A 17,700-nucleotide genomic window follows, 5' to 3' on the forward strand; every position below is an offset into this window, starting at 1 on the left:
TCTGTAAAACCACTTCAGCCTCAGGGAAGCCCACGCTTGAAGTTGGAGTGTTTTATACCGTTCGGGTTCTCTATTTTTTCAGTGTTCACAGGAGGAAAGAAATGAGTAAGGATCTTCAAAAAGTGTCGCGTCGTAACTTCCTCAAGGTTGCGGCGGGGTACACAGCCGGTGCCGCCAGTTTATCTGTCCTGGCCGCCTGCGCCCCCAAGAGCACCCCGGCACCTGCCGCAGGAGGCGAAGAAAAGCCCGCCACAGCCCCGGCTGCTTCTGGCGAGAAAAAGAAAATCGTCATCTGGACCTGGTATACCGAAACCGAGAAACAGCTTAACGCGGCGGTAGAAGAATACAACCAATCCCAGGATAAGGTCGTCGCCGAGAACCGGGTATATGGCTCTTCCGAATACCTGCAGGTGCTCGAAGCGGCCATCGCCGGTGGAAAAGCCCCCGATATTTTCGGCCCCCACGTACACGCCATCGAATATGGCCTGGCCGGGCAAACCATCGATCTGATCCCTGCCTTCGGAGAAGAATTCCTTTCCAAATTCTTCCCCTCCACCCGCCGACAGTTCACGGCAGAAGGCAAGCAATTTGCCATTGGGTGGATGGCCCAAACTTTCGGGTTCTTCTACAACCCGGCGCTCTTCGAACAGGCAGGCGTCAAAGACCTGCCCGAAACCTGGGACGACATCATCGCCATTGCTCCCAAGTTCATCGAAGCCGGCATCATTCCCTGGGCGTTCAACAACGCCGATAAATGGCTTGGCGCCGACTTCTTCCTGCCCCTGATCACCCAGGCAACCGACAACCCCGACCTGGTCTATGACCTGGACGAGCACACCAAGCCCGGTGTAAGTTGGGACAGCGAGCCCGTCATCGAATCCCTGCGGCTGGTAGAGAAGCTCGTGAAGGGCAAAGTCTTCCAGGATGGTGTCAATGGCACCGATTGGAGCCAGTCTACCGCGCTCTTCTACTCCGGGAAGGCCGCCATGTTCTTCGCCGGTTCCTGGGTGCCCGCCGGTATTATCGCTGATGCTTCGCCAGAATTCGCCGAATCCTATCGTGTCTTCAAGACACCCGCATGGGCAAAAGGAAAACGCCACTGGTGCGGTAACCAGGCTGGTGCTGCGCTGTCCGTCTACGCCAAGGGGAACATCACCGAATCCATCGAATTCTTGAAATTCCTCTATGATGACAACCGCTATTCCAAGATCATGAATGAGTCCTTCAGTATGCCGTCCACCATCGAGGCGGCCAAGCTGGTAGAGCACCCCATCATGAAGGAAATGACCTCCTGGCTGCCCGATGGCGCTCCGCACATCCTCTTCGGCAAAGGCTCCTGGGATGCCGTCAGCAACAATGTTCAGTCTGTCACCGGTCTGCTGGCCACCCCCGAAGCCGCTGCCAAGCAAATGGAAGCTGATGTCGTTGCAGCCCGCAGTCGGTAAGGTGGTTTTTTAATCCAATCGGGAAAGGAAGGTGCCATACTATACAGGTACCTTCCTTTTCCTTGATCTGGCTCGTTTTCTTACTCAAGAGAGGTGACCGTGCAATCTTCCTCACCATTCTCCAGCCGCTGGCAATCTCTTTTTCACATGACCGAAACAAAGCGTCGGGCTTTGTACGGCTATCTCTTCATTTTGCCGACCGTGGTTTTCTTCCTGGTGTTCATTGCGTTCCCATTCTTCCGCGCCATTGGCATCAGCATGACCGAATGGGCCGGATACGATCAACCTCGTTTCATCGGGCTGAAGAACTTCATCAACATGATGAATGATCGTATCTTCTGGATTGCCCTTAAGAACACCTTTTTCTTTATGGTCGCCACCACCATCCTGCAAACCATCATCCCTCTGCTGGTCGCCGTCTTACTCAACGCTGGCTGGCGTGGTGATGTTGCTTATCGCACCATCCTTTTCCTGCCAAATATCATCTCCCTGGTCGTGACCGGCCTGCTCTGGAGGATGATTTATGATGGCAACTTTGGCATTCTCAACAGTGCCTTAACCACCCTCGGGCTTGCCGCCCTCAAACGTCAATGGTTGGCCGATCCCTCTACCGTCATGCCGGCCATCATTGTAGTATCGCTCTGGGCATCCCTCGGCTTCTACATGGTGATCTTTTTCGCCGGTTTACAGAGCATCCCCCCCGAACTCTACGAAGTAGCCAGCATCGACGGGGCAAACTCCTGGCAGAAACTGGTCCACATCACCATTCCCATGCTCTGGCCGGTAACCACCGTCGTCATGGTGATTAACATCATCGGGGGTATTAAAGTCTTTGATGTGGTCTATGTGATGACCACAGGCGGACCCAACCACGCCTCTGAAGTGCTTGGCACCTACCTTTATGTAACCGCTTTCGGCGCTACAGGCGGGGGGTCTCCATCCATGGGATATGCCTCTGCCGTGGGTGTCGTTATCCTCATCCTGAGCATGATTGGTACCGCCATTCAACTTCGCCTGACGGGAAGGAGAACCGATGTCTACTAGTTCAACCACCCCGACTCACTCCCTGCCTGTGGTTTCAGGAGGGGACATGAAAAACCCCGCCTCTTACAAAACCATCCATCTCCTTTCGCGCATCGCTGGCTATTTCATTCTGATTGGCCTGACCCTGGCCTCGATCTTCCCACTGGTCTGGATGATTTTAATGTCTCTGAAAGATCGTTCCGAGACTTACAGCGGAAGCTTCTTCCCCTCCAAAGTGACATTCAGCGCCTATGAATACGTCTTCGAAAACCTGAATATCACCCTTTACTTCTGGAACAGCATTAAAATCACCCTGGTCACTGTTCTGGCAGTGGTTTTTCTGGCCACACTCGCAGGATATGCTTTTGCTCGTATCGAATTTCCCGGGAAACAGATCATTTTCTTGATCCTGCTTTCCACGCTGATGCTTCCCGGCGCGGTCTTGATCATCCCGCTCTTTTTACAGCTCACCGATCTCAATTTAATCGATACCCATTACGGGTTGATCCTGGCGTATGTCGGCGGCGGGCTGCCATTCTCGATGTTCCTGATGCGTTCCTTCTTTCAAACTTTACCCTCCGAACTGGTAGACGCCGGGCGCATTGACGGAGCAAGCGAGTTTGGCATTTTCTGGAAGATCATGCTCCCCCTGGCGCGCCCCGGCATCGCCACAATCACCATCTTCCAGTTCATGAGCACCTGGAACGAATTTATTTTTGCCGCCACCTTCATCCATGACCCTCTCATGCGCCCGCTCCAGCCTTCCCTCTTTGCTATGGTCGGGCGGTATTCTACCAACTGGCCTGCATTGACCGCCGCACTCACCCTTTCCATTCTCCCCATCGTGATCGTCTACATCCTCATGCAACGTCAGTTCGTAGCCGGGCTAACCACAGGTGCCCTTAAAGGCTGATCCATATCTGGAGAATTTTGATATTCTTGTCCAACCGGAGGTTTGCAATGAATCAAAGTAAAGGTTTTATTCCAGGCTTTAAAGATTTCCAGCATGTAACCGTATCCGTCAGTAATGTAGACCGGGCACTGGCCTTTTACCGTGACCTGCTCGGCTTCCCCGTTTTAGGGCGTCTGTATTACCCCAATCAGGTAGGTCTGGTCATCGACTTCCTCGATATTGGCAACAATGGGATTCTCGAAATTTTCAGCTTCAAGGTACCTACCAAACCTGCCGAATGGATACCGGATGATTTACAACTTGGGATGCGCCATATTGCCTTTAAAGTGCAGGACGTAGATACCACCTCTGCCCGTCTCAAGGCAGCCGGTGTTGAGTTCACCCTTGAGCCAACCGACGCCACTGGCGGAGTGCGCATTGCATTTTTCAAAGACCCCGACGGCACCCTGCTGGAAATCATCCAGGGCGACCTGACGTACCACGTTCCCGGGCAGGCCCCCCTCCCCACCCCACCCGCAAGCGGGGCGCCCGCCGGCAGTGAACTGTGTTACGATCACGTCACCCTGACTGTATCTAACCTGGACAAAGCTCTGGCCTTCTATCAGGGCATTCTCGGGTTCCCGGTGCTGGGTCAGTTGAACATGAACGATGATCGTGGGTTTGTCATCACCTATCTCCAGTTTGGCAATTCAGTGCTCGAGCTCTTCTCCTTTACCAAACCCACCATCGACCACACCTGGAATCCTGACGAGACCGTTCTCGGCCTGAAACATATTGGCATGCTGGTGGATGATGTCTTTGCCGTGGCCGACCGCCTTAAATCGGCCGGTGTTCGCATCATCTACCCACCCAACCACGCTCTGGGAGGGGTAGATACCTGCTTCTTTGCCGACCCGGACGGAAATGCCCTGGAGCTGATTAACGGGACCTGCACGTATGACGAATAAACCACCCTTCCAACGCCCTCTGCGTGTTGGGCTGGTAGGCACAGGCATCGGCTCATTGCATGCCGCCGGAATTGCCCGGATGCCTCAGCTTGCCACCCTGGCGGCCATTTGCGGACTCGATGCCGCCGCTGTCAATGCCCTGGCCACGCGTTACGGGGTAGAAAAAACCACCTCGCGTTACGAAGATTTATTGAGTGATCCATCCCTTGACGTCATTGATCTGTGTGTTCCTCACGATGAGCACATGCCCATGGCCATAGCCGCCGCCCGGGCCGGGAAACATATCCTCATCGAAAAACCTCTGGCCCGCACCCTGGAAGAAGCCGATGCCATCCTCGAAGCCGTGCAAAACGCCGGTGTAACCCTGATGATGGGACATAACCAGCGCTACTATGCCCATCACGCCAGGGCCAAAGCATTGATCGATGCCGGGGTCATCGGCAAGCCCTATCTGATCGTAGCCTCAGTTCATGTGCATGGACAGATCGATGGATTTCGCCGCTTTCTCAAACATGCCGGGGGTGGCACCCTGATCGATTCGGGAGTTCACCGCTTTGACCTCATCCGCTGGATCATGGGTGAAGTTGAGACCGTCTTTGCTCAGACGGGGCGCTTCCTCCAGATGCAAATGGAAGGGGAAGACTGTGCCGTAGTCACTCTCCGTTTTCGCAGTGGTGCCATCGGGAGCTTCTCATGCAGCTGGAGTGCCAAAGGCCCCGCACCGGAAGAAACATTGCAAATCTTTGGCCCTTACGGTTCGATCTACACTGAAGACCATACCCGCACCTTACGCCTCTTTACCGAAAGACCCACCCCCGAGTTGGAAGACGTACGGCAGTTCGTCTTCCCGGTTGATCAGGCCGAGTCGATCCGCCGCATGCTCGAAGCGCACTTTACCCACCTGCAACAGGGATTGCCCCCTCCGATCACCGGAATGGACGGACGCGCTTCTCTTGAGCTCAGTATGGCATCCTATCGATCGGCTCAAACCGGCCAGCCCGTTCATCTTCCTCTGCAGGGAGAAAACCAGAGATGAGCCCGATGCGCGTTGCGGTCATTGGCGCCGGACAAATTGCCCAGCGCGGCCATTTACCAGGGCTTCTGGAAGCCGGTGCTGAAATTACCGCCCTGTGCGATAATTCTCACCCTCAGCTTGAAGAGATCGGCGCAACTTATCATGTTCGCCAGGTCTATCGTGACTGGCGCGCCATGCTGGATGCCGGTGGATTCGAAGCCGTCACCATTTGCACTCCACCTTTCCTCCACGCCGAAATGGCCATAGAATGTGCCCGTAGAGGGTTACATGTGCTGGTAGAAAAGCCCATGGCTGTAAGCCTCGAACAATGCGATCAAATGATCGCCGCTTCTGAACAGGCTGGAACGATTTTAATGATCTCCCATAACCAGCGCTTTATGGCGGCCCATCGTCTGGCTAAAGAAATTCTCGATGCCGGCCTCCTCGGTCGACTCTATCTGGCGCACGGGGTTTTTGGTCACGGCGGCCCGGAAATTTGGAGCCCTTCCCAGCAGTGGTACTTCCGGCCTGATCGTGCTGGCGCGGGAGTGATCGCCGATTTAGGTTATCATAAACTCGATCTGGTGCGCTGGCTCACCGGCCAGGAAATCACCGCAGTTGGGGCCCTGGGAGCTACCTTCGAAAAGCAAACCTCCCTCGAGGACTCTGCGGTGATGATCGTTCATCTTTCGGGAAATACCCTCGCCACCATCCAGGTAAGCTGGGTGTTCAGGCCCGACTGGGAAAACAGCCTGGTCCTTCGGGGAGAACGGGGCGTGCTTTTCATCCCCACAGAGGCTTCGCAACCCCTGCGGCTATCGTACAGGTCTTCTTCGGGGCAAGTCATCGAAAGCACCCATCGTTGCGCTTCAAGCGATACCTCCGGCTGGTTCGGAGCCATCCGGGCATTTCTCACCGCTATCGAAACAGGGGCACCTGCCCCCATTGACGGAAAAGAAGGACGTGCGGTCATGGCAGCAGTCCTGGCTGCCACGCGTTCCATCCAAAAACAGACTCTTATTCCTGTCACTGAGGTAGAAACCATCCATGACTGACAATCGTTTTCCAAAAGGTTTCATCTGGGGAACCGCTACGGCGTCTTTTCAAATTGAAGGTGCCACCCGCGAAGATGGCCGGGGCGAATCCATCTGGGACCGCTTCTGCGCCACGCCGGGCAAAATTGTCACGGGCGAAACTGGTGATCCCGCCTGCGACTCCTATCATCGTTACCCCGAAGACATTGCCCTGATGAAGGCTATGTCGCTTAACGGTTATCGCTTTTCAATTGCCTGGCCTCGTGTCATCCCTGATGGAGACGGCAAAGTTTGTCAGGCCGGGCTTGACTACTACGATCGCGTGGTAGACGCCCTCCTGAGGGAGAATATCGAGCCCTTTGTCACCCTGTACCACTGGGATCTGCCCCAGGCACTGCAGGATCGCGGCGGCTGGGGTAATCGCGCCACGGTCGACGCATACGCCCGTTATGTAGATATCGTGGTTTCTCGCCTGGGCGACCGCGTCAAGTACTGGATGACCCATAACGAACCCTGGTGCGTCTCCATCCTGAGCCATGAGCTCGGTGAACACGCCCCCGGCCTGAAGGATCGAAAACTGGCCCTCCAGGTGGCCCACCATCTCCTCGTTTCTCACGGTCTGGCCGTGCCCATTATCCGTCAGCATTGTAAAGATGCGCAGGTTGGCATCGTGTTGAACTTTTCTCCCGCTTACCCGGCCACCGATAGCCTGGCCGACCAGATTCTCACCCGGCAGCACCATGCCCGCTTTAACCTCTGGTTCCTCGACCCCATCGCCGGGCGCGGCTACCCGCAAGATGCCTGGGAAGGATACGGAGCCGATGTGCCATCCGTACAGCCTGATGACATGCAGATCATCGCCGCTCCCATTGATTTCCTGGGGGTCAATTTCTACAGCCGGGCGGTCTGCCACGATCCGGCTGGAGGCGAGGGTTCCAGGGTGCTCAATGTACGCAGTAAAACCGAGGCCACCGACCGGGATTGGGAAATTTACCCTCAGGCGCTCTACGACTTATTGATCTGGATCCATAACGGATATAACTTCAGGGATATTTATATAACCGAGAACGGCGCCTCGTACAACGATGTAATCTCTCCGGATGGGAAAGTGCACGATCCCAAACGCATTGACTACCTGAAACGCCATCTGGCCATTGCCCTGCGGGCCATCGAAGCGGGGGTTCCATTGCGCGGTTATTTCTGCTGGAGTTTGATGGATAACTTCGAATGGGCTATGGGCACCAGCAGTCGCTTCGGTCTGGCCTACACCGATTTCACCACCCAGAAGCGCATTCTCAAGGATAGCGGTCTCTGGTTTGGTGAAGTGGCACGAGCCAATGCCTTAATCGACCATCCCTGATCGTATCCTCTTCGGAGAAACATTCAGCCAGCCCAAACATTGACGTAGAAACACGTTCACCATATAATAACGTCAACAATTCAACGGGGAGCCCGTAGGACGGGCTGAGAGGAGGGTAGCTACCCTCGACCCGCAGAACCTGATCCGGGTAATGCCGGCGGAGGGAAAACAGCCAGACCTTTTAAAGACCCTCCCCGGCGGAGGGTCTTTTGTATGTCACCGAAACGTGCTTTAATTTTTGCCAACGGCCAGCTTCCAGATTTATCTGCCGCTGCCGCTCTGATACAGCCAGATGATCTGCTCATCGCCGCAGATGGCGGGGCGCATACCCTTCTGGCGCTGGGAAAAACGCCACATGCCATCATCGGTGATCTGGACAGCCTGCTTCCCAGAGAAGCCTCCTCCCTGCAACAAGCCGGAGCCTTAATCCTCCGGTATCCACCCGAAAAAGATGAAACAGACCTCGAACTGGCCCTTCAGTACGCCCTGCAACAGGGGTGTACTACCATACGGGTAGTTGGAGGGCTGGGCGGGAGAATTGATCAGACCCTGGCCAATATCTTCCTGCTCGCCTCACCCGCGCTCTCTGCGACCGATATTCGCCTCGATGATGGTCGGGAGGAGGTTTTCCTCATTCGTTCCGCCGCCATTCTTCATGGTAGTGGAGGCGATACGGTCTCTCTCTTACCCCTTGGCAGCCCGGCCAGAGGAGTAACCACTGGCGGCCTGCGTTACCCCCTCAAAGATGAAAACCTCTGGCCCGATCGCTCACGGGGTGTAAGTAATGAAATGACGGAAGATGAAGCTTTTGTTCGCCTCAGTGAAGGAATCCTGATCTGTATTCATACCAGAAAGGCAGGTAACTTATGAACCCCTTATTTGTATCCAAGATTCACCCCACCAGGGCCACCCGCCGAAGCCCCCGGTCAGGATGGATGATCCTGGCATTGATTTTCATCCTGTTGAGCGCCTGCGCCCCGGCAGCACCCACCACTGCTGTTCCAGCCTCAACTTCCATCTCACCAACACCCACGGCAGTTCCATTCTCAACTGCTACTCCACCAGAACCCACCCCGGCTGAGCCAGTGGAACTCGTCGTCATGACCCATGATTCCTTTGCCGTGACCGAGTCCCTCATTCGAGAATTTGAGCAGACCCACAATGCCAGAATCACCTTCCTCAAGAGTGGTGACACCGGCAGTGCTCTGAATCGCGCCATCCTCACCAAAGAGTCACCTCAGGCTGATGTATTCTACGGTGTTGATAACACCTTCTTATCACGTGCGCTGGACGAGGGCATTTTTGAGCCTTACGACTCGCCCAAACTCACCCAGATCCCCGATCAATTCAAACTGGACGCCTCCCACCGTGCTCTCCCGGTCGATTATGGCGACGTTTGCATCAATTACGACAAAACCTATTTTGCCAGCAAAGGCCTGGCTGTGCCTCAATCTCTGGAAGACCTCACCCGCCCGGAATATCACGGGTTATTAGTGGTAGAAAATCCCGCTACATCATCGCCAGGGCTGGCCTTTTTACTGGCAACCGTGGCTCACTTTGGAGAAGGCACCTACCTCGATTACTGGGCCAGCCTTCGCAACAACGGCCTAGTCGTAGTCAATGACTGGGAGACTGCCTACTATACCAATTTCAGTGCGTCTTCGGGTAAGGGCCCTCAGCCAATGGTAGTTTCGTACGCTTCCAGCCCGGCCGCGGAGGTCATCTTTGCCGAAAGTCCGCTCAGCGAAGCTCCCACTGCTTCAATCCTCGCCCCCGACACCTGCTTCCGGCAGATTGAGTTCGTAGGGATTCTCAAGGGAACTGCAAAACGCGCCCTGGCCGAGCAATTTGTCGATTTCATGCTCGATGTTCCCTTCCAGGAAGACATTCCCCTGCAGATGTTTGTCTACCCCGTCAACAGCCAGGCAAAACTGCCGGAAGAATTTCTCAAATATGCACAGGTGCCTGAAAAACCCGCTTCGCTTGATCCCGCGCTGATCGCCAGCAAGCGGGAAGAATGGCTGAAAGCCTGGAACGAGACGGTGCTGCGGTGACCCATTCACGCGGGAAGGCCGCTGAAGCACTCCTTTTTCTGCTCCTCTGGCTGCTGCCAGCGGCCTTCCTGTCAGTGTTTTTCGTTCTGCCTCTGGGGCGCATCTTTGCGCTGACGTTTGGCGCATTTATCGATCAGGCCTCTTCGCTCCAGGAGCTCTGGCAGGCAGTGCGCCGCCCGCTGGGGTTTACATTCTATCAGGCCATCCTTTCCACCCTGTTAACTCTGCTCATGGGGCTTCCCATGGCCTTCGTCTTTGGACGCTACCACTTCAGGGGGCGCCGTTTACTTCGCGTCCTTTCTACCCTGCCCTTCATCCTCCCAACGGTGGTCGTCGCCGCCGGGTTCAATGCCCTGTTAGGCCCGCGCGGCTGGCTGAACCTCCTCTTCATGGACTGGTTCAACCTCTCTCAACCACCCATCCTTTTTCTCAACACCCTTTCAGCCATCCTCACGGCACATGTCTTTTACAATCTGACAATCGTCCTGCGAGTAGTAGGTGGGGCATGGGAAAATCTCGATCCGCGCCTGGAGCAGGCTGCTCGGACTCTGGGAGCCTCGGAATGGCGTGCCTTCTGGGAAGTTACCTTCCCTATTTTGCGTCCCTCCATCCTGGCGGCCACTCTGCTCGTATTCCTGTTCGATTTTTCCAGCTTTGGGGTCATTCTGCTCATGGGTGGTCCGCGGTTTGCCACCCTGGAAGTGGAAATCTATATTCAGGCGCTTCAACTGCTTAACCTGCCTCTGGCCGGGGTGCTTTCGGCCATCCAACTCCTCTGCACCCTGCTCATCACCCTGGCTCATCACCGCCTCACGGGTGGCCAGCAGGTGCAACTTACACCTCGCCTCAAGGGTGAGGGCCTTCGCCCGGCCCGAAAATGGGCCGAGAAACTGGCCGTCACAGCGCTGCTGATCACCCTTACTGCCTTCATCCTTTCTCCGCTCACCGCGCTGAGCGTTCGCTCGGTCACCCGGCTGGAGGCCAACCGGGGGGAGCGTGGAGCGGTTCAGACCGGTCTCACCCTGGATTATTATCGAGAACTTTTCATTAACCGGCGCCAGTCATTGTTTTACGTTCCACCGGTCGCCGCCGCCAGAAATTCTCTGGTTTACGCGCTTGAAACCATCGCGCTTTCACTCGGGCTCGGGCTTCCGGCTGCCTATGCTCTCAACCGCGGGGGGAGTGCCCGTCGCTGGCTGGACGCACTGCTCATGTTGCCTCTGGGAGCTTCAGCCGTGACACTGGGGCTGGGGTATGTCCTCACCTTCAACCGCCCACCGCTGGAAGTTCGTTCCTTCCCTCTGTTGATCCCCATGGCTCACAGTCTGGTAGCTCTGCCTTTTGTAGTTCGCACCCTGCGACCGGCCATCTCAGCCATTCCACCCAGCCTCTCCCAGGCCGCCCGCACCCTTGGTGCCCCACCGGCCCGTGCCTGGCTGGAGGTCGATCTTCCTATCCTCTCCCGGCCCCTGCTTGCCGCTACAGTGTTCTCTTTCACGGTTTCTCTGGGAGAATTTGGGGCAACTTCTCTGCTTGCCCGCCCCGAGTTTCCCACCCTGCCCATTGCCATCTATCGCTTTCTTTCTCAGCCAGGGGCCCTTAATTACGGACAAGCCATGGCCATGGCAACCCTGCTCATGCTTCTCTGTGGCATCTGCGTTTTCCTGATCGAGAAAATCACCGTATAATCTGCATTCATGGAATTTTTCGATGCGGAGAACAAAAGTGTATGCCTGCCTGGATAACGGGCTGGGATGGCTTATTCTGGTTGCTGGTCTTTGTTAGCCTGTTGTTGTTCGTTCAACGCAGGTTGCACTTCGAGTTGCAGGCGGTTTTCCTCATTCTCACCCGGCGTCGAGAAACAGCTCTGGGGCTGTTTGCCTTGCTCTTCTTCCCGGGGGTCTTCCTGCACGAAGCCAGCCATTACCTCATGGCGCGGCTCCTTGGGGTACGTACAGGGCGGTTTTCACTTTTACCGCGCGTCATTTCAGATGGGCAGTTGCAACTCGGTTTTGTTGAAACCGCTTCCGCCGACCCACTCCGCGATGCCTTAATCGGTGCTGCACCTCTCCTGAGCGGGGGCGCTGTGATTGCCTTTCTGGGTCTCCACCGGCTGGGGTTGCTCCCGCTGGCAACTTATTTCCTCGCCCGGGACTGGAACGGGCTCTTCAAGGCCTGTTCCTCTCTGCCAGAATTACCTGATTTTTGGGTCTGGTTCTATCTGGCCTTTGCCATCAGCACCACCATGCTCCCCTCCGCCGCCGACCGGCGCGCCTGGCTCCCTTTAGGGCTGGTATTGTTGGCCCTCATCGCACTTGCCCTTTTAGCAGGCGCCGGCCCCTGGATGATTGAACACCTGGCTGCCTGGCTCAACCAGGTGTTCCGCGCTCTGGCTGTTGTGTTTGGCATCAGCCTTGTCCTTCATCTCACCCTGTGGCTCCCTCTGCGGCTCCTGCGCGGTCTGCTCGTGTTTGTCCCATATCTGGTTGGTTTTTGATTGCTTGCCACATATGGTGATAAAAAGTTGTAAATCAGGTGGATTTGCCCCCATATGTGGGGTTTCAAAAGTCGCCCACCATTTTTGGGACAGACACGTCTGCTCTGCCAGCTCACCGGTACCCGGCTTCGGTGATACAATAATTTTCTGGAGACAATCAAACTATGCTCATGGATTCGTGGGGGCGACAGATTACCTACTTGCGTATTTCGGTCACCGACCGTTGCAATCTGCGGTGCGTCTACTGTATGCCGCCCGAAGGCATCCAGCTTCAAAATCACGAGACCATTCTGCGTTACGAGGAAATTGCCTCTGTGGTGCGGGTGGCCGCCGAGCACGGAGTGACCGAAGTTCGCCTCACAGGGGGCGAACCTCTAACTCGCCCCAACCTGCCCGCTCTGGTGGGAATGTTATCGGTCATTCAAGGCATTCGTGATATCAGCCTCACCACCAACGGCCTCCTGCTGGAGCGCTATGCGCTTCCTCTGGCCGAGGCAGGGCTTAAACGCATCAATGTCAGCCTTGATACGCTTCGCCCCGAACGCTTTGCCCGCATTACCCGCGGCGGGTCGTTCGAAACAGTCTGGCGCGGCATCCTGGCAGCCGAAAAAGCCGGGCTGGCACCCATCAAGATCAATGTGGTGGCCATGCGCGGGGTCAACGATGACGAACTGCTCGATCTGGCGCGCCTGGCTCTCGACCACCCCTGGCAGGTACGTTTTATTGAAGTGATGCCCGTGCGGAACGAAGCCTCATGGGGCGAAAACCTGCCCAATTCTGAAGAGGCCTTCCTGCCAATCGCGGAAATTAAAGAGCGTCTTGCTTCTCTTGACCTTCAACCCGCCACCGGAAAGACGGGGAGCGGCCCGGCCCGTGAATATTTTCTTGCTGGAGGGCCCGGACGAATTGGTTTCATCTCTCCCATCAGTGACCATTTCTGCGGCGAATGCAACCGACTGCGCCTGACCGCCGATGGGCATCTGCGCCCCTGTCTCCTCAGTGACCTGGAAATCCCCATCCTGCCAGCGCTCCGTCGCGGAGAGCCCGTCTTACCTCTCCTGCAACAGGCGGTGGCTCTCAAACCAGAATCCCATGAGCTGGTTCAAAATCACCGCCCCGTGACGCGTTGTATGCTTCAGATTGGCGGGTGATCACCCCGTTCCAAACTGACGATCGCCCGCATCTCCTAACCCGGGCACAATGTACCCCTTCTCGTTCAACCGTTCATCTATGGCCGCCAGATAAATAGGCACATCGGGATGATGTTGCTGCATCAACGCAATCCCTTCTGGAGCGCCAATGATCCCCACAAATTTAATTTTCTTAACCCCCCAGTTTTTAAGAATGTCGGTAGTAGCCACAGCCGATCCACCTGTGGCCAGCATGGGGTCGAGTATCAGGCACACCTGCACGCGCGGCTCAACTGGAAGTTTGTTGTAATATTGCACCGGCTTGAGGGTCTTTTCATCCCGGTACACACCAATATGCCAGACTTCAGAAGACGGCATCAGCTCCCAGATACCTTCCACCATCCCCAACCCGGCACGAAGAATGGGCACCAGCCCGATTTTCTCCTGCAATTCCCGGCAGTGAGCCACGGCCAGGGGGGTTTGTACCTCTACCGGGACGGTATCCATGTCGGCGGTAGCCTCATAAGTTAAAAGAGCCGCCAGCTCGCGTGTGAGTTGGCGGAACTTTTTCGGTTCGGTGTTCACATTTCGTAAAATGCTCAACTTATGCTGAATGAGGGGGTGGTTGGAAACATGGACAGACATTCAGACCTCCCGGGAAATTTCCTTGAATTATAACCAGTTCTTTCCCGTTTTCACTGCACACTTTCCCTGAGACGATGAATCCCCTCCCGTTATATCCCCGTTTTCTTGATGGTATAATCGAACACATGAGCGATACCCAGAATCGCCTGGTAAGCCCTGCCCCCCGGCCCGATGAAAGCTTCGACCCGGCTCTGCGGCCGGTGCGCCTGGTGGATTTCATCGGCCAGGATCAGGTGAAAGAGAACCTGGCCATTCTCATTCAGGCTGCCCGTCAGCGTCACGAACCGCTGGAACACGTGCTTTTCTATGGCCCGCCGGGGTTGGGAAAAACCACCCTGGCCCATGTCCTTGCCAATGAGATGGACGTAAACATTAAAATCACCGCTGGCCCGGCCATTGAAAAAGCCGGCGACCTGGCCGCCATTATCACCAACCTCAAAGGGGGAGATATTCTCTTCATTGACGAAATTCACCGTCTGGGGCGAGCGGTAGAAGAGATTCTCTACCCTGCCATGGAAGACTTCGCCCTCGATATCATGATCGGAAAAGGCCCGGCGGCACGTTCCATCCGCCTTAAACTGCCACGCTTCACGGTCATCGGTGCCACTACCCGGCTGGCGTTAATCTCTGCGCCACTCCGGGCGCGCTTTGGGGCTGTTTACCGCCTCGATTATTACGACTCAAAGGCCATCGAGAGCATCCTCCGCCGTGCGGCAAGCAAGCTCAATATCGAGATTCATCCAGACGGATTTGAGGAAGTGGCCCGCCGTGCCCGCGGCACCCCACGCGTAGCCCTGCGCCTGTTACGCCGCGTGCGCGACTATGCCCAGGTGCGCGGTAATGGCGGTTCGGTCTCGCGCGAGATTGCCGCTGAAGCCCTTAACCTGCTTAATGTCGACCCGCTTGGGCTGGACGAAGTTGACCGCCGGGTGCTCCACACCATCATTGAAAAATATTCCGGGGGGCCGGTTGGCCTGAACACCATTGCCGCCTCCATCGGAGAAGAACCCGATACGATTATGGACGTGGTTGAACCCTACCTCCTCCAGCTGGGGTTCCTCGACCGCACCCCCCAGGGCCGAGTGGCCACCCGGCGAGCCTATGAGCACCTCTCGATCCCCTATCCTGACTCTACTCAAAACCAGGCACGTTTATTTTGAAAACCTCCGATTTCGACTACCACCTCCCCCCTGAACGCATCGCTCAGACCCCGGTTGAGCCGCGCCATGCCTCGCGTCTGCTGGTCCTCCATCGTAATACGGGGGAACTGGAACACACCATTTTCCGAAACATCGGGCAGTTCCTCACCCCGGGTGACCTGCTGGTCGTCAACCAGACGCGGGTCATTCCAGCCCGTCTCTTCGCCCGCAAAGAGACGGGAGGCCGGGTAGAAGTGCTCCTCCTCCGCCGCGTAGACTCCCTCACATGGGAAGGGCTGGTAGGCGGAAAGCGTCTGACCCGCGGGAAGCGCCTGCAGGTAGAAAACGGTCCCGCTGTTGAAATTCTCTCCGATCTCGAAGGGTCGCGGCGCCTGCTGCGCTTCGAAACCCCCATTGAAGAAATGCTGCCACACATCGGGCAAATGCCCCTGCCCCCATACATTCACGAACCGCTCAGAGACCCCGAACGTTATCAGACAGTGTATGCCACTGCCCCCGGTTCAGCGGCGGCACCGACAGCCGGATTGCACTTTACCCCTGAATTAATCGCCGAACTGAAGGCTCAGGGCATCGGTTTTACCACAGTTACCCTGCACGTAGGCCTCGATACGTTTGCCCCGGTTACCGAAGAAGATCCCCGTGAACATACCATCCACACCGAATGGTGTGAGGTATTACCTGCGGCAGCCGAGGCCATCAATGCCACACGCCGTGCTGGCAGGCGCATTGTGGCCGTGGGCACCACAAGCGTCCGCACCCTCGAAACCGCCGCCCGCAATGCCAGAGAAGGCGATACCGTAGCTCCCTTCAGCGGCCCCACCGATTTATACATCCTGCCCGGGTACACCTTCCGCGCTGTGGACGCTATGGTAACCAATTTTCACCTTCCCCGTTCCTCTCTCATCATGCTGGTGAGCGCCTTTGCTGGCCTCGAATTGACCCTGGCCACTTATCGTAAAGCAATCGAAATGGAGTATCGCTTCTATTCTTTTGGCGACGCCATGCTCATTTTATAAAAACCTCTCCTGAAGAAGCACTTCTTCAGGAGAGGAAGGTTTTAATCGGTCTCAATCGACCAGCCGATTCTGGCGGGCAATTTGTCCGAGAAGCCGGGCACTCGGCTTGAGAGTTCTTTCCTGGGTAATACGATCGACCGCCACAAGCCCAAATTTTGGTCGGTATCCAAGCATCCACTCAAAGTTATCGAGCAGTGACCAGTACATGTAACCGCGTACGTCTAACCCGTCTGCCAGGCAGCGCAGCACACCTTTCAAAGCCCGCCGGATGAACTCCACTCGCCGCGAGTCATCTTCAGTGCCAATGCCATTCTCGGTTACGATCATGGGTTTACCGGCCTGAGCTACCATCCGAATCACCCCTTCAAGGGCTTCAGGGTAGAACTCGTAGTTCATCTGGGTTAATTCCATTCCTTCTTCGTTAGGAAGGACCCCCTGCGGCCCCACGCGCATCCGGGTGTAATTTTGCACCCCGATGAAATCATCGCCAGCCATCGCCGGGAGAAATTGCTCATAGAGGGCATAGCGGAGTCGAGCGGCCATCTCCTCACCGCCCGGTTGGGGTTGGATCTCGCTCAGTGCAAGCGTGATGCCCACCTGGGCCTCTGGCCGAACAGCTTTAACCGCCTCCCGCGCCTGTTCATGGGCCTGCTTGACCACCGCAATCGCCGCGTCAGTGGCCGAGAATAGGAAGTTTTTCACCCGCTCCGGTGTGGAATTGAGTTCTCGAGCGCAGGCTTCCATCCATGCATTGTAAGCCTTCTGGCGCTCACTGACCTCCATACCCACCGGCGCCTGTCCATCCTGCCCGCTATTGAAGCGCATGAGTTGTAAAAGCACCCCGATATTCGCCTCGTTAATCGTGCAAACGTAAGGGATCAGAGTACCCAGCTCGCGCATCACCGCTTCGGCGTAAGCTGCAAAGCGTGCGGGGGTTTCCGGGCTTTCCCAGCCGCCCATCTTCATCAGCCAGCGCGGGCTGGTAAAATGGTGCAGGGTAACCAGCGGGGTAACTCCATACTCATGACAGGTTTCCAGCACTTCTCGGTAATGATAAAGCGACGCCCGCGAAATGAACCCCGGCTCAGGTTCCACTCTCGCCCACTCGATGGAGAAACGATAGGCGTTCAGGCCTAACTCATGAAGCATCTGGATGTCTTTGCGGAAGAGGCGGTAATGATCGCAGGCGTCACCGCTCGGTTCAGCAAAGATGGTTCCCGGCGTATGCTCGAAAACCCAGAAGTCACTGTTGATGTTGTTCCCTTCCACCTGATGCGCCGCAGTTGCCGCACCCCATAAAAACCCTTCTGGAAATTCGTTCATCATGTTTCCTCCTGCGGATAATTCTAACTCGAAATTAAAAATCTCCGGCTCAGCCCAATCCTCAGAGACAAGCAAAGGCCCTCTTCAGGTAAAAAATGGCGGTAACAAACAGCCCGCTTCAGGAAAGAAAGCGGGCTG

General features: G+C 56.0%; 17 protein-coding genes and 1 riboswitch. Of the genes, 14 read left to right on the forward strand and 3 right to left on the reverse strand.

The window, feature by feature from the left end; translation table 11 throughout:
- Positions 1-101 precede the first annotated feature (101 nt).
- The 8 genes from ATHL_RS10875 (at position 102) to ATHL_RS10910 (ending at position 8,607) form a co-directional block, all read left to right on the forward strand.
- Positions 102-1,445, forward strand: a complete 1,344-nt coding sequence (locus tag ATHL_RS10875) for an ABC transporter substrate-binding protein (protein ID WP_062193471.1) — start codon at positions 102-104, stop codon at positions 1,443-1,445.
- A 147-nt stretch (positions 1,446-1,592) separates the two neighbouring features.
- Positions 1,593-2,489: a carbohydrate ABC transporter permease gene (locus ATHL_RS10880; RefSeq protein ID WP_162787675.1), complete on the forward strand. Its 897-nt coding sequence runs from the start codon at positions 1,593-1,595 to the stop codon at positions 2,487-2,489.
- Positions 2,490-2,535: 46 nt separating this feature from the next.
- Positions 2,536-3,381, forward strand: a complete 846-nt coding sequence (locus tag ATHL_RS10885) for a carbohydrate ABC transporter permease (protein ID WP_062193478.1) — start codon at positions 2,536-2,538, stop codon at positions 3,379-3,381.
- A 47-nt stretch (positions 3,382-3,428) separates the two neighbouring features.
- The gene (locus tag ATHL_RS10890) at positions 3,429-4,328 is read left to right on the forward strand and encodes a VOC family protein (protein WP_062193480.1); all 900 of its coding nucleotides are present in this window, start codon (positions 3,429-3,431) and stop codon (positions 4,326-4,328) included.
- Positions 4,318-5,364, forward strand: coding sequence for a Gfo/Idh/MocA family protein (locus ATHL_RS10895; RefSeq protein WP_062193483.1), 1,047 nt, complete (start codon positions 4,318-4,320; stop codon positions 5,362-5,364). Before ATHL_RS10890 ends, ATHL_RS10895 begins: the two co-directional genes overlap by 11 nt.
- Complete coding sequence (locus ATHL_RS10900) at positions 5,361-6,398, forward strand: Gfo/Idh/MocA family protein (RefSeq protein ID WP_062193485.1); 1,038 nt, start codon at positions 5,361-5,363, stop codon at positions 6,396-6,398. Before ATHL_RS10895 ends, ATHL_RS10900 begins: the two co-directional genes overlap by 4 nt.
- Positions 6,391-7,737: a GH1 family beta-glucosidase gene (locus tag ATHL_RS10905; RefSeq protein ID WP_062193488.1), complete on the forward strand. Its 1,347-nt coding sequence runs from the start codon at positions 6,391-6,393 to the stop codon at positions 7,735-7,737. Before ATHL_RS10900 ends, ATHL_RS10905 begins: the two co-directional genes overlap by 8 nt.
- 74 nt (positions 7,738-7,811) lie before the next feature.
- A riboswitch (TPP riboswitch) is annotated at positions 7,812-7,921 on the forward strand.
- A 29-nt stretch (positions 7,922-7,950) separates the two neighbouring features.
- Entirely contained in the window at positions 7,951-8,607 is a 657-nt protein-coding gene (locus ATHL_RS10910; RefSeq protein ID WP_062193491.1) for a thiamine diphosphokinase, read from the forward strand.
- Between the two features lie 22 nt (positions 8,608-8,629).
- On the opposite strand, the gene ATHL_RS19315 is transcribed toward ATHL_RS10910, so the two are convergent.
- On the reverse strand, positions 8,630-8,839 hold the full coding sequence (locus ATHL_RS19315) for a hypothetical protein (protein ID WP_236822367.1): 210 nt from the start codon (positions 8,837-8,839) through the stop codon (positions 8,630-8,632).
- On the opposite strand from ATHL_RS19315, the gene ATHL_RS10915 reads away from it, so the two are divergent.
- The 4 genes from ATHL_RS10915 (at position 8,838) to moaA (ending at position 13,439) form a co-directional block, all read left to right on the forward strand.
- On the forward strand, positions 8,838-9,791 hold the full coding sequence (locus tag ATHL_RS10915) for a thiamine ABC transporter substrate-binding protein (protein WP_236822368.1): 954 nt from the start codon (positions 8,838-8,840) through the stop codon (positions 9,789-9,791). The two genes, ATHL_RS19315 and ATHL_RS10915, sit on opposite strands and share 2 nt — an antisense overlap.
- A complete protein-coding gene (locus tag ATHL_RS10920; RefSeq protein WP_062193494.1) occupies positions 9,755-11,479 on the forward strand; it encodes an ABC transporter permease in 1,725 nt (574 codons plus the stop codon). The genes ATHL_RS10915 and ATHL_RS10920 overlap by 37 nt, the downstream gene beginning before the upstream one ends.
- 41 nt (positions 11,480-11,520) lie before the next feature.
- Positions 11,521-12,288 (forward strand): zinc metalloprotease, encoded by a 768-nt coding sequence (locus tag ATHL_RS10925; RefSeq protein ID WP_062193498.1) that lies wholly within the window; start codon positions 11,521-11,523, stop codon positions 12,286-12,288.
- A 164-nt stretch (positions 12,289-12,452) separates the two neighbouring features.
- A complete protein-coding gene (moaA, locus tag ATHL_RS10930) occupies positions 12,453-13,439 on the forward strand; it encodes a GTP 3',8-cyclase MoaA (RefSeq protein ID WP_062193500.1) in 987 nt (328 codons plus the stop codon).
- On the opposite strand, the gene upp is transcribed toward moaA, so the two are convergent.
- Positions 13,440-14,063, reverse strand: a complete 624-nt coding sequence (gene upp, locus ATHL_RS10935; protein ID WP_062193503.1) for a uracil phosphoribosyltransferase — start codon at positions 14,061-14,063, stop codon at positions 13,440-13,442.
- A gap of 125 nt (positions 14,064-14,188) precedes the next feature.
- On the opposite strand from upp, the gene ruvB reads away from it, so the two are divergent.
- Both ruvB and queA read left to right on the forward strand, forming a co-directional pair.
- Complete coding sequence (ruvB, locus tag ATHL_RS10940; RefSeq protein ID WP_062193586.1) at positions 14,189-15,223, forward strand: Holliday junction branch migration DNA helicase RuvB; 1,035 nt, start codon at positions 14,189-14,191, stop codon at positions 15,221-15,223.
- On the forward strand, positions 15,220-16,239 hold the full coding sequence (gene queA, locus ATHL_RS10945) for a tRNA preQ1(34) S-adenosylmethionine ribosyltransferase-isomerase QueA (RefSeq protein WP_062193505.1): 1,020 nt from the start codon (positions 15,220-15,222) through the stop codon (positions 16,237-16,239). Before ruvB ends, queA begins: the two co-directional genes overlap by 4 nt.
- 51 nt (positions 16,240-16,290) lie before the next feature.
- Here queA and ATHL_RS10950 read toward each other — a convergent pair whose 3' ends face one another.
- Positions 16,291-17,565 (reverse strand): glycoside hydrolase family 1 protein, encoded by a 1,275-nt coding sequence (locus ATHL_RS10950; RefSeq protein WP_062193508.1) that lies wholly within the window; start codon positions 17,563-17,565, stop codon positions 16,291-16,293.
- Between the last annotated feature and the right edge of the window lie 135 nt (positions 17,566-17,700).

Source organism: Anaerolinea thermolimosa, assembly GCF_001050195.2.
Classification (GTDB): Bacteria; Chloroflexota; Anaerolineae; order Anaerolineales; family Anaerolineaceae; genus Anaerolinea; species Anaerolinea thermolimosa.